The 13,535-nt window shown below is 28.7% G+C and carries 11 protein-coding genes; 8 read left to right on the forward strand and 3 right to left on the reverse strand.

From position 1 onward, the window contains the following. Positions 1 to 487 precede the first annotated feature (487 nt). A complete protein-coding gene (locus I0K12_RS01855; protein WP_196885199.1) occupies positions 488 to 2,239 on the forward strand; it encodes a peptidoglycan DD-metalloendopeptidase family protein in 1,752 nt (583 codons plus the stop codon). 73 nt (positions 2,240 to 2,312) lie between these two features. After that, a complete protein-coding gene (locus I0K12_RS01860) occupies positions 2,313 to 2,774 on the forward strand; it encodes a DUF4468 domain-containing protein (protein WP_196885200.1) in 462 nt (153 codons plus the stop codon). A 60-nt stretch (positions 2,775 to 2,834) separates the two neighbouring features. Here the strand turns inward: I0K12_RS01860 and I0K12_RS01865 are convergent, their stop codons facing one another. Beyond that, entirely contained in the window at positions 2,835 to 4,976 is a 2,142-nt protein-coding gene (locus tag I0K12_RS01865; RefSeq protein WP_196885201.1) for a S46 family peptidase, read from the reverse strand. A 286-nt stretch (positions 4,977 to 5,262) separates the two neighbouring features. After that, on the reverse strand, positions 5,263 to 7,401 hold the full coding sequence (locus I0K12_RS01870; RefSeq protein ID WP_196885202.1) for a S46 family peptidase: 2,139 nt from the start codon (positions 7,399 to 7,401) through the stop codon (positions 5,263 to 5,265). 143 nt (positions 7,402 to 7,544) lie between these two features. Here I0K12_RS01870 and I0K12_RS01875 point away from each other — a divergent pair, with 143 nt between their 5' ends. Both I0K12_RS01875 and I0K12_RS01880 read left to right on the forward strand, forming a co-directional pair. After that, positions 7,545 to 8,822 carry a DUF819 domain-containing protein gene (locus I0K12_RS01875; RefSeq protein ID WP_196885203.1) on the forward strand — a complete coding sequence of 426 codons (1,278 nt, stop codon included), beginning with the start codon at positions 7,545 to 7,547 and terminating at the stop codon, positions 8,820 to 8,822. A gap of 37 nt (positions 8,823 to 8,859) precedes the next feature. Further along, complete coding sequence (locus I0K12_RS01880) at positions 8,860 to 9,564, forward strand: DUF4369 domain-containing protein (protein WP_196885204.1); 705 nt, start codon at positions 8,860 to 8,862, stop codon at positions 9,562 to 9,564. Positions 9,565 to 9,619: 55 nt separating this feature from the next. Here I0K12_RS01880 and I0K12_RS01885 read toward each other — a convergent pair whose 3' ends face one another. Next, positions 9,620 to 10,078 (reverse strand): DUF4442 domain-containing protein, encoded by a 459-nt coding sequence (locus tag I0K12_RS01885; RefSeq protein ID WP_196885205.1) that lies wholly within the window; start codon positions 10,076 to 10,078, stop codon positions 9,620 to 9,622. Between the two features lie 152 nt (positions 10,079 to 10,230). On the opposite strand from I0K12_RS01885, the gene I0K12_RS01890 reads away from it, so the two are divergent. The 4 genes from I0K12_RS01890 to I0K12_RS01905 all read left to right on the forward strand — a co-directional run bounded on the left by I0K12_RS01890 (position 10,231) and on the right by I0K12_RS01905 (position 13,529). After that, positions 10,231 to 10,593 (forward strand): DUF4870 domain-containing protein, encoded by a 363-nt coding sequence (locus I0K12_RS01890; RefSeq protein WP_196885206.1) that lies wholly within the window; start codon positions 10,231 to 10,233, stop codon positions 10,591 to 10,593. A 23-nt stretch (positions 10,594 to 10,616) separates the two neighbouring features. Then, positions 10,617 to 10,961: a PadR family transcriptional regulator gene (locus tag I0K12_RS01895; RefSeq protein WP_196885207.1), complete on the forward strand. Its 345-nt coding sequence runs from the start codon at positions 10,617 to 10,619 to the stop codon at positions 10,959 to 10,961. Beyond that, positions 10,954 to 12,648 (forward strand): PspC domain-containing protein, encoded by a 1,695-nt coding sequence (locus I0K12_RS01900; RefSeq protein WP_196885208.1) that lies wholly within the window; start codon positions 10,954 to 10,956, stop codon positions 12,646 to 12,648. Before I0K12_RS01895 ends, I0K12_RS01900 begins: the two co-directional genes overlap by 8 nt. A gap of 176 nt (positions 12,649 to 12,824) precedes the next feature. Continuing rightward, positions 12,825 to 13,529 (forward strand): head GIN domain-containing protein, encoded by a 705-nt coding sequence (locus tag I0K12_RS01905; protein ID WP_196885209.1) that lies wholly within the window; start codon positions 12,825 to 12,827, stop codon positions 13,527 to 13,529. The last annotated feature ends 6 nt before the right edge of the window (positions 13,530 to 13,535 follow it).

Here is a 13,535-nt window from a genome sequence, read left to right on the forward strand (position 1 = left end):
ACTGTATAATATTAAATATTTTTAAAGTTGAACAAAAGTAACTTATTCCTTTGGGTTTTACAATTTTTTATTTTGATAAGATAAATTTACTACGACGCAATTTGTCGTTTTGGAGACATAAATTTGAAATACAAAAACATAGTAAGTCTGTAATTGAAAGAATTCTTTTTTAGTAAAGAAAAAAGGATGTTTTTTAAATATTCGTCCATAATATTTTTCATCTATTTTTTCCAAATCAAAACGAATTATTCTTTCACAAAGAAACTTGAGGAACTCCCTATTTATCCTCAAGTTTTCTTTTTTTGATAAATTCTTAATCCTTTTTGAAATTTTATAAAAAAAAGGAACTTTTATTGAAATTCAATTTTCAGTAATTAAACTTCTATCAAAATTTTAAAATATTGCATTTTGAGCTAAAAATGCTTGTTTATCATTTGCTAATTTTAAACTTTCCTACTAATTTAGACCCTTCAAAAAGATAATGAAAATGAATAGTAATTACATGGAGTTTCAAATGGAAAATAGGTATGCAGAACAAATTCTCTACACTTTGTATGGAATTATTGGCTCGGCGACCAAACTCTATGAGGATATTGATTTTAACTTCAAAATTAATACAAATACTAACGAAACTTATCTTTTAAAAGTAAGTAGGGGAAAATTTGATAATGGATATTTAGATTATCAACTTCAATTACTACAATACTTTCAGGCTACCAATAAAAAACTTAATACGCCAATTGCAATTCCGGACAGAAATGGAAGTCCTATCAGTAGTTTTATTGATGATTTTGCAAATGAGCATAAAGTTAGACTTCTTACTTATTTGGAAGGAAATAGTTGGGTGGATGTTCCTGAGAAAAATTCCAATTTATATAGAAAACTAGGAAAACAATGTGCCTTATCGATAAAAGCTCTTTCAGGTTTTGATCATATTAAAGCACATAGAAGATTTGATCTTGACATTTTGGAAGGAAACTGGACTAGAAATCATTTCTCCTTATTTAACAAAGAAGAACAAACAATTCTGGTTCATTTCTTAGAAAAATTCAATGGAGAATTAGAGAATATTCAGAAACTACGAAAAGGAATCATTCATAATAATATGCATGATGGTAATATTCTTGTAGAAAACATTGAAGAGAATCCTACAATTTTTTCTGTTGTAAATTATAAAAATGCAATTTATTCTACTTCTATAAACGAACTTGCAGTTGCCATTGCTTATGTTCTTTATGGAAAAAACGAAATATTGAATATTGCGCTCCCTATAATTGAAGGTTTTCATAAAAAACTTTTAATCCAAGAAGATGAACTAAAATATCTTCCGACATTAATCAGCATGCGTTTGATTATTAATTTGGTGAAAGCTAAAATGAGTTTGGAAGAAAACCCGAATGATAAAGAATTAAAACAATTGATTGAAGCTATTTGGACACCTCTAAAAAGTCTTCATCAATTAAATGAAAACTTTATTGTTTATAGTTTCAGAAAGCAATGTAATTATCCTGCACACCCAAATTATTATAAGTTTAAGAAGTGGGCTATGAAAAATAGTCAAGGTATCGAAAACTTGTTCCCTTCTTTAAACAAAACAGATTATACGTTTATAGATATGAGCGTAGATAGTAATTGGGATGCAAAAAGATATGAAAACAAAAGAGTAGCCAAAGCAGAGCTAACTAAATTCAAGAAAAAATATCCAGAATCAATTATTACGGGAGGTTATTTGGAAGAAAGATGTGTTTATGACACAGAAGCTTATAAAAACGAAAATGATAACTCTTACCGTTCTATTCATCTTGGTGTTGATTTTTGGGTAAAAGAAGATACTCCTGTTCATGCTCTTTATGATGGAAAGGTCGTTATTTTACACAATAATTCGGAAGATAAAGATTATGGACCAACGATTGTTTTAGAACATAAAGCAGATCGAATTTTTACTTTCTATACTTTATATGGACATCTTACTCGAGATTCTTTAAACTTCTTAAAAGTTGGAAAAAGAATTAAAAAAGGAGATGTTGTAGGATATATTGGTCATGATAATGAAAATGGAAATTGGTTGCCACATTTACACTTTCAAATTATTTTAGATTTACTAGGAAATACTACAAACTTCCCTGGTGTTGCTTTTAAAAATGAAAGATCTACTTGGAAAAACATTTGTCCAAACCCGATGCTTTTATTAAAAAATAAAAAGACCAACACACAGATGAATCTAAATTTAGAATTTTAACTTTTTTAACTGTTTGTTTGTGAATGATATTATAATGATTTATGTTTGAAGAAATCATTATAAAATTTTACATATGAAAGCAGTATTTACACTTTTATTTTCATTGGTATTTTTTGTTTCATTCGGACAAACTTTCGAATTAAACCCAAAAACTAAAAAATACGAACAAAAAGGAGAAATCGTTTTTGAAAACACTCCAAAAGAAGATCTATATAAAATTGCTACAGGATGGATCAAACATGGCTACAAAGACTTAAGACATGAAGTAAAGAAAAGAAATTCAGAAGCTGGAGTAATCAAAATCAAAGGAAACTACAGAACAGATTTATTGGTTAAAAAAGGAATGATTGGACACAATTTAACTTTTACAGTTTCTGATAATAAAATTTCTTATATCATCACAGATTTTGAATATTTCTCTACAAAATCAGGTAGAATCAAATTTGAGAGTAAAAAACTTCCTTCTAAAAGAAAATTAATACAAGAAGCAAAAAAGAATATTTCAGCAAAACTAAGTATGTTGAAAAATGAATAAACAAAAAAAGCTCAGTCAAATAGTTGAACTGAGCTTTTTTATTGAACACTAAATATGTTTTTATTTCTTTGGATTTACAATTGTTAATTCTTTCATGATATTTTGAGCATCCGCATATTTATCAATAATAAATAATACATATCTCATATCAACAGAAATGTTTCTACATAAATCTGGAGAGTATTGAATATCACTCATTGTCCCTTCCCAAACTCTATCGAAGTTAATTCCAATTAAGTTTCCGTTGGCATCTACTACCGGAGAACCTGAGTTTCCTTGTGTTGTATGATTTGATGCTAAGAAACAAATTGGCATTTTTCCAGACTCATCAGCATATTCACCGTATCCTTTTGCTTTATAAATATCTAAAAGTTTTTTAGGCAATCCAAATTCATGATCATTTGGAACATATTTACGTATAGCTTCTTTTAAATAAGAAAAAGGCTCATATGAAAATACTGGAATTGGTGCATATCCTTGAACTTGCCCGTAAGCAACACGCAAAGTTCTATTAGCATCTGGAGAGAAACGTTCATTAGGGAATACGATAGGTAATGATTTAATGTACTCTTTCTTTAAAGCAATTAATTTATCATTATTCTTTCTTGTTTCAGCTAAAATAGTAGAAAAGAATACATCAAATGCACTCCTAAAAGCTGCATAAACAGGATCTTTTCTTAAACTAGAAATAATTTCTGTTGAACTTCCACTCATTAATTGTTTGAAATCTTCGTAAGAATGAAGTTTAGACTCTTTAAACATTTTTTCTAAAGTCTCGTCTACATTTACACCTTCAAAATATTTAGGCAAAAATTCTTTTGGAGTATATTTTATATAGTTTTTTAAAGATTTTTCAGTAATTAATCTTCCTATTCTTTTATCGTAATTCTTGTAAAAATACTTTGCACCATGTACTAATCCATCTTTAGAGTTTTTAATGTTTTCTTCATTTTCATGTAACATCATTTTTTCAAAATTCACGATTCCGTATAAAAATTCAAATTGTGAATTTGTAAAAAACATACTTTGTAAAAATGCATGTCTACCAATTAAATACTTTTCATTTTCTTTATGAATTTTATTCATATCCGAAATAAGATTCGCATATTGTTTTAATCCTTTCTTTTTAACTTCAGCGATATATTTTGCTTCTATCTTTCTTCTTTTAGCAATTGCTTCTGTATTATCAATACCTTGAGTTTCTCCAACCATCTTTTTCCAATCATTCGTAATACTGTTAAATGAAGAAATATACTTAATCTTTAGGTTAGGATCTTGATGCATTTCATAATCTAAAATCTTAATTGCATCTTCTCTAATATTTACTGCTAAAGGATTTATAATATGAACTTTTTGCTCAATAGCATCTGCTGTCAAATATTCATTAGTAGTAGCTGGGAAACCTAAAACCATTGTGAAATCTCCTTTTGAAACTCCTCCTTTAGAAACTGGTAAAAAATGTTTAGGCTTATAAGGTACATTATCTTTAGAGTATTTAGCTGGTCTATTATTTTTATCTGCATAAACTCTAAATAAAGCAAAATCTCCAGAGTGTCTTGGCCAAGTCCAGTTATCAGTATCAGATCCAAACTCAGCAATTGTAGAAGGAGGTGCTCCTACTAAACGAACATCTTGAAATGTTTCTTTAATAAAAAGAATATACTGATTCCCTTCATAAAAAGGTCTAATCTCAATTGTTTGCCAAGGTTCCATTTGGGTTTCACTTCTTACCTTGTCGATATTCTTTCTAATTGCTTTTTTATATTCTGATTGTGCTAACTGCTTACTCACTCCATCTAAAATTTTTGAAGAAACATCTTCAATTTTTACAATTAGAGTAACTGATAAATTATCATTTTTTAATTCTTCACTTTTATTTTTAGCCCAATAACCATCTTCAATATAATTGTTTTCAATCGTACTATGATCTTGGATTTCTCCTAAACCACAGTGATGATTTGTAAATAGTAATCCTTCATCAGATACAAATTCACCCGTACATCCAAAACCAAACTGCACAACTGCATCTTTAAGACTAGAATTATTTATATCGTAAATATCTGAGAGTTCCATTTTCATTCCCAGAGATTCCATTTCATTTCCATTAATTCCTTCTAGAAGCGAAGGTAACCACATACCACCCCTTTGTGCTGAAACATGGGAGATGATAAATAAACAAGATAATAGGAGTATTTTTTTCATTTTAAGTTTTGTTAAAGCAAGACAAATATAATAGAAAAGGTTAAAAATTTTTAAATAATGTTATATTTTTAGTTAAAAAAAGAAATAATTTTATTTTTTTTTATTTTATGAATTATATATGTACATATTTTAAAAATTATTCATTATTTATTACACTATTTTAAATTTTATATATAATATAAAAATCTTAATAATTTTAAGAAAGATCTATTGATATAAACAATTTTTAAACAAAAAAAGCCTATCTGAATTCAGATAGGCTCTTCCTTATATTTTTTTAAGAAATTTATTGAGGAACATTCACTAAGTCCATTTCTTTAACTAAATGAGTAGCTCCCGCATATTTATCAATAATAAACATTACGTAACGGATATCTACCATGATATTTCTACAAATTTCTGGATCAAAATTCATATCACTCATCGTTCCTTCCCATACCCTATCGAAGTTTAATCCTATTAAATTTCCATTTGCATCAATCGCTGGACTTCCAGAATTCCCTCCTGTTGTATGGTTTGTTCCGATGAAACAAACAGGCATTTTACCATCATATCCATAAACTCCATAATCTTTTTCCTTATATAATTTTTGAAGTTTTTTAGGTACATCAAACTCATAATCTCCAGGAACATATTTTTCCATCACTCCACTTAAATGCGTAACTGGCTGATAGTAAATTGGATCTCTTGGAGAATATCCTTTAACTTGCCCATACGCTACACGAAGTGTACTGTTTGCATCTGGAAAGAATTGTTTATCAGGGAAAGCAGTCATTAACGCCTTCATGTATTGTTTCTGCTTATTAGAGATTTGTTTCTTTAAAGCACGATAATCTGGGTTGATTACTTCAAAGTATTGTTTTGATAAAATTTTACCTAATTGATACCCTGGATCTTGGTTAATTTTTGCAATCACTTCTTTTGAAGTTCCTGATAATAATTCTTTTACAGACTCATGAGAAACTAATGCAGATTGTGCATAAATCTTATCAGATAAAGCTTTGTAATTCACTCCTTCTAATTCAGCATTTAAATACTTTTTAGGAATTTTAGTTACATAAAGTTCTAATAATTTTTCAAAAACAGGTCTATCTACCTTAGCTAAGTAGTTCTTATATTTTCCTTCAAATTGCTTTAAAGTATTTGCTCTAGCTTTTTCAAAAGCTTCTTCTCCATTCTTTGCTGCATTTTCTAATCTGTAGATATTAAATGAAATATTTAATAATTCTACATTCCAATATGCAACTTCAATCCAATAATCTCTTGCAATAGATACATTTTGGATATCTGCATATAAAAGATTAAAATCATGTAATAGATTTTTATAATCAGCTAGTTCAGGATTTTCATTTACTCTTTGTAAAAATTGTTTTTCAAATTGCTTTCTTGCATTAATTGCATCAGACTTCTCGATACCTTGAGATTCTCCAATCCATTTTTTCCAGTAATTTGCAATACTTGCATATTTAGAAGCATACTTTAATTTGATATTTCTATCATTTCTCATGAAATTATCTACAATCTTTAAAGCTTGTTCTCTAATTTCAATTTTTACAGGGTTTAAAACATTTGCTGTTTGATCAATAGCAACTGCTGGTAAATATTCATTTGTTCTTCCTGGGAATCCAAAAATTAATGTAAAATCATTTTCTTGAACTCCTCCTAAAGAAATTGGTAAATGATGTTTTGGTTGGTAAGGAACATTATCTGTAGAATATTCTGCTGGTCTGTTATTTTTATCAGCATAAATTCTAAATAATGCAAAATCTCCTGTATGTCTTGGCCATACCCAGTTATCTGTATCAGATCCGAATTTTCCGATTGATGAAGGTGGTGCTCCAACTAAACGAACATCTTTAAAAGTTTCTTTTACAAAAAGAATATATTGATTTCCTTCAAAAAATGATTTGATTTCGATAGTTTGCCACTCTTCTTTAGAGAAACTATTTCTTAAACTTTCCATGTTTTTAGAAATAATCTCACTTTTTGTTTTAGAATCTGCCATACCTTCTGTTCCTTTCATCACATCAGCAGTAACATCTTCTATTCTTTTAATGAATGATACCTCTAAATCTGGATTTGACAATTCTTCATCTCTTGTCATAGCCCAAAAACCATCTTGTAAATAATCATTCTCTATTGAAGAATGTTGTTGAATTTCTCCAAATCCACAGTGATGATTTGTTAATAAAAGTCCTTCTTTAGAAATAACCTCCGAAGTACACCCTCCTCCAAAATGTGCAATCGCATCTTTTAGACTTGAATTGTTCATATCATAAATATCTGATATGCTCATTTTCATACCTAAAGACTTCATCTCTTTTTCATTAAATCCGTTTAATAAAGACGGAACCCACATTCCTCCTTGTTGCGCGGAAACTTGAATCGCAAATAGTAATAATAATAAGTGTAATTTAATCTTCATCTTCTCGAGTTTTGTGTCTGCAAATATACATTGCTTTTTTTTTAAAAAAACAATTATAAGTCAACTATTTAACATATATAACGGTCGTTTATGCTTGATTCTTACAACTTTTTTCCTATTTTCGCCTAAATTTCGACAAAGACATGGAAAAAACATCAACAGTTACTCCATTAATAACTAATAATGCAGTTGTTTTTGGTATATTAATGTTAGTCTTAGCATTTATATTTTATACATCATCAAAAAAAGAAGGATTTTGGAACAAATTCTACAAAATTTTCCCAGCACTTTTGATGGCATATTTTATACCAGCACTTTTAAGTACAGTAGGTCTTGTTTCCGCAGAACATTCTAAAATTCTTTATTTTGTTGCAAGTAGATATCTTTTACCTGCTTCTCTTGTACTTATGACTTTAAGTATTGATTTAAAAGCAGTTTTCAATTTGGGTCCAAAGGCATTAATTATGTTTTTGACAGGAACTGTCGGAATTATTTTAGGAGGACCTGTTGCTATTTTACTTGTTTCAATGGTAAACCCTGGTTTAGTTGGTGGTGCTGATACTGCAGAAGTTTGGCGTGGTCTTGCTACAATTGCAGGAAGCTGGATTGGAGGAAATGCAAACCAAACAGCTATGTTAGAAGTATATGGATACCCTCAGAATTTATATGGAGCAATGGTTTTAATTGATGTTGTTGTTGCAAACATCTGGATGGCTTTCTTATTAATGGGTATTAATAAATCTGATAAAATTGATAATTGGCTTAAAGCAGATAATACAGCAATTGAGCATTTAAAGAAAAAAGTAATGAACTACTCAAGTTCTTTAACTAGAAATCCTTCACTTACAGACTACATGATTATTTTAGGATTAGCATTTGGAGCTGTAGGTTTTGCACATTTTGGAGCTGATGAAATTACTGTTTTCTTAAAAGATAATTTTACAGCAGTAAATGATAAAACATCTTCATTTTCTACATTCGGAAGTCACTTCTTTTGGTTAGTTTCTATTGCTACTATTTGTGGAATAGCACTTTCATTTACAAAAGCAAGAACTTACGAAGGTGCTGGAGCTAGTAAATTAGGTTCTTTATTTATCTTTATACTAGTTACAACTATTGGAATGAAAATGGATCTGACTACAATATTTGAAAATAAAGGTCTTTTAGTAATTGGATTAATATGGATGTTATTCCACGTTGGTTTACTTTTCTTAGTAGCAAAACTAATCAGAGCACCTTATTTCTTCTTAGCTGTAGGAAGTAAAGCAAATGTTGGAGGGGCTGCTTCTGCACCAGTTGTAGCATCTGCTTTCCACCCGTCTTTAGCATCTGTTGGAGTTCTATTAGCTGTATTTGGTTATGTAATCGGAACTGTTGGAGCTTTATTCTCTGCAGAGTTAATGAGAATTGTTTCTCCATAATTTTAAACTTGAAAAAATAAATTTTACTATAAATAACATGAAAAGAATAATTTTTGCTTTTGCATTTTTAAGCGTACTTATCTATAGCTGTACTGCAAAAAAAGAAGGAAACATGGTCGTAGATGTTGCGATCAATGGATTAAAGAAAGGAACTGTGTATCTTCAAAAAATAGAAAATGATTCTTTAGTAAGTATTGATTCTGTAAAACTTCAAAATAAAGGTGAATTCCAATTGGCATCAAATATTGAGTCGCCACAAGTGTTTTTTATTACTTTAAAAGAAGCTCCAGACGAAAAAATTCAGTTTTTTGGAGATTACGGAACAATCAAAATTACTAGTAAATTAGATCGTTTTGCTACCTCAGCAAAAGTATCTGGTTCAAAAACTCAGGATATTTTATATAAATATGATACAATCATGGATTCTTTTAATAATAAAAGACTTCAGTATATCAAAAATAACTTCGAGGCTGAAAAAGCAAAAGATACTGCAAAAGTAAATAAGCTTTCAAAAGATTATGATAATCTTGTTCTAAGAAAGTATAAGTATACTTTGAACTTCGTATTTAAACACAAAGATTCGGATGTTGCTCCTTATTTAACATTGACAGAGCTTTATGATGCACAAACAGTTTGGTTAGATTCTATTTATAAATCTTTAAAACCAGAAGTGCAACAATCTCTTTATGGTAAGAAATTAGATTCTTATATAGAAAAAATAAAAGCTGAAGAGGCTAAATAATATAAAACATATATTTAAAAGAAAAAGCGAAGTTTTCTGTAAACTTCGCTTTTTTTTATCTCATTTTTAAGCTCCAAAGAAAAGTATAAGAAGCTACCATTTGATTTTCTTCATTATAACCACAAGAGCTTATTTTCACTGTTACCGCCTCTCCTGTTTCTTGCATTTGTTTAATTGCTTCCTCAATTTTTTCTTCATCTTCACAAATAAAAGTAATTCTTCCTTTTGCTTTTTTCAAAAAATCTCCTTGATGAGAGACTACTAAAGTTGATATTGATTTTTTGGTTTCTTGTGTTTTTTTTAAAACCAAAACTCCTGTAGTCAATTCTGCTGCCATAGAAAGTACGGCAAAATAAATGGAATTAAACGGATTTTGATTCAACCATTTGAACTTTACTCCTACTTCACATTTCGTATTTTCAATAGTTTTTATTCGAACTCCAGCCAAATATGCTAAGGGAACTTTAAACATCAAAAATTTATTATACTTTTTTACTAAAGCTGATTCACTCATATAATTCACTGGTTTTAAGCACAATTTAAAGAAAATAAACCTAAAGTACAATTCTTTTTAAATGTTAAAGAATTGTTAATTTATAGTACTATGTTTTGCATAATACTATTTAAAATATATATATTTGTATAACATTAAAAGAAAAAGTCATTATGAACGATAAAAATTTTGCACAAATAATACATTTATCAGCCTTTTCAGGTTTGATAATTCCTTTTGGAAATATCATAGTACCATTGATATTATGGCTTTTCAAAAGAGACCAATCATTTTTCATCAACCAACATGGAAAAGACGTTTTAAATTTTCAGACAAGTATTTCGATATATTATATTATCGCAAGTATTATCTCTGTACCATTTTTTGTTATAACCTTCGGATTAGGGTATTTTCTTTCCCTTATAATGTTAGGTGTGTCTTTATTAATTGTTGCTATTCTGGTGATTAATGCAAGTAAGAAAGCTAACAATGGTTATTATTATAAATATCCATTTTCTCTTTCAATTTTTAAATAATCTTAAACAAAAATGATGAACACATGAAAATTGAAAATACAAAAGCACAAATGCGTAAAGGAGTCTTGGAGTACTGTATTCTTTCTCTGTTAAAAGACAACGACGCATATACATCTGAAATTTTGGCACAACTAAAAGAAGCCAAAATGATTGTAGTAGAAGGGACAATTTACCCACTTTTGACAAGACTAAAAAACGCAGGTTTACTTGCATATAGATGGGAAGAATCAACTTCCGGACCACCAAGAAAATATTATGCTTTGACAGAAACAGGCAATGATTTTTTAACTGAATTACAAAGCACTTGGAATGAATTAACAACAGCTGTAGATAACCTAACCAAAGAAAAAACAAACGAAAATGAATAAAACAGTAAATATAAATTTAGGAGGAGTATTCTTTCATATAGACGAAGATGCTTATGAGATGCTCAAAAACTATCTGGATTCGATACGTTTCTCTTTAAGAAATGATCCAGAAGGATTAGAAGAAATATTAAACGATATTGAAGCCAGAATTTGCGAATTACTTTCAGAAAAAGTAAAAGATAGTCGTCAAGTTGTAAAAACAACAGATATTGAAGAAGTAATCTCAATCATGGGGCAACCTGAAGATTATTCTATGGAAGAGGATACTACTAATTTTTCATCTGATACTACAGAAGAAGAATCAAGAGGAAGTAAGAAAAGGAAATATAAAAAGAAATTTTTCCGTGATGGTGAAGATAAATTCATCGGAGGAGTTTCTGCAGGATTTGCACATTATATTGGTGTAGAACCTATCTGGATTCGTATTATATTAATTGTTTTAACTTTTGTTAGTTTTGGATCAACTGTTTTAGTGTATTTACTATTATGGATTTTATTACCAGAAGCGAAAACTACATCAGAAAAGCTTCAAATGCGTGGAGAGGATATTAACATATCCAATATTCAAAAAACAGTTTCTGAAAATGTAGATAAAATATCAAAAAACGTAGAAGATTTCGGAAAAAAGATTAAAAAAAAAGATTTTTCGGGATATGAAAACAAAATAAGAAATAACTCTCAAAGATTCTTTGGAACGATTGGTAATGTCATGAAAGGTATCTTGATTGGTTTAAGAAAATTTATTGGAATCGTTCTTTTAATTGGTGCGATCTTTATGATTGCAAACTTAGTTATCGCTTTATTTTCAGTAAATACTTTAAATCATTTTGGAATATTCCAAGAAGCATTCGTGTATAATTCACCTTTCTTTTTTGAAAATACGTATCCACTTTGGATAATTTCTACAATGATTTTCATTTTAGCTTTAATCCCTTGTATTTTCTGGTTATTATTAAGTTTAAGAATTATTTCATCTAATTTTAAAGGATTTAATCTTCCTACAGTTTTAAGTCTTGTTGGTCTTTGGTTTATTTCTTTATTATTTGTGATATATTCTGGAATTGAATTCTCTAGGTATTCTAGTACAGATGGTATTACAAAAGACGAAAATGAATTAATATTACAAAAAAAGGATACTATTATAATAAAAGCTATTGGTAATAAAAAAATTGGTCCTTATTCTAAATTTAATAGAAGAAATAAGAATCAAATTTTTATTGATGAAGGTGTTGAAAAAAAATACTCAAATAATCTTTATATTAATGTTGGAAAAAGTAATGATAATGAATCTTTAATTATTGTTAAGAAAAAGTCAGAAGGAGTTAATTTATCTCAAGCACAAGCAAATTCAGAAGAAATAAACTATAATTATAAATTTGACAATAATACATTGTTTTTAGATGGGTATTTTTTGAGTCCCTATAAATATAAATCAATAAGTGAATATGTAAGCTTAAACATTATTATTCCTGAAGGAAGTATCGTTTATTTTGATAAATCTGTTAAAAACCTTCTTTATAAGGTCGATAATCTACAAGATATTTATGATCAAAATATGGTAAATCATTATTTTATCATGACTAAAGAAGGGCTTGAATGTTTGGACTGTCCTGAAGATGACTATCGTAATGATGATTATATCAAAACTAAAAAAGATACTATTTCGATTAAAGTAGATATTGAATAAAAAATTCTGTTTGTTTTTTGGGGTTTATGGCTATAAAACCCGTTGATTGTGAGGTGTTTCTTCTCATGGTACAAATTGTTTAGAAACACCGAGCAATATTTTTTTAAAAAAATTGTCACAAACAAAAAAACAATAAGTCTTTAGAAAAAGAAATAATCTAACCTAAAAATGAAATTATGAAAATTCAAAAATTAATCGGAATACTAGTACTTTTTATCACTATATCAGCTTGTGGTCAAAGAATTAAAGGAAATGGTCAACCAACCAAAGAATCGAGAACTTTAAACCAAAGTTTTTCACAAATAAAAGTGCAACAAGGAATTCAAGTTTACCTTACACAAGATCCGGATGTAAAATTAGAAGTAGAAGCAGATTCTAATGTCATCGAACACTTAAAAACAGAAGTTAAAAATGGAAAATTAAAAATCTATTTTGACGAAGATGTTAAAAAAGTAAGAACTAAAAACGTTTACTTATCTGCACCAGAAATTGTTTCTATCAAAGCTTCATCTGGAGCTGGAGTAAAATCTGAAAACACTATCAAATCAGATAACCTTAGTCTTGATTCTTCTTCAGGTGGAAATATTAATTTAACTGTTCATTCAGAAAATTTAAATTGTGAAACTTCTAGCGGATCAGTTATCAAAGTAAGAGGAGATGCTGAAAATATTGATGTAGATGCTTCTTCAGGTAGTGTGATTCAGTGTAAAGAATTAGAATCTAAAAACTGTAAAGCAGATGTTTCTTCTGGAGCAAATATTTATGTAAATGTTTCAAATTCTTTCAAAGGAAGTGCTTCTTCTGGAGGGTATATCAAATGTAAAGGAGACCCAGAATTCAAAGATAAGCGTACCTCATCAGGGGGAGCAATCAAATTTTAACTAACT

Source organism: Aureivirga sp. CE67 (genome assembly GCF_015767245.1).
In the GTDB taxonomy this organism is placed as follows: Bacteria; Bacteroidota; Bacteroidia; order Flavobacteriales; family Flavobacteriaceae; genus Aureivirga.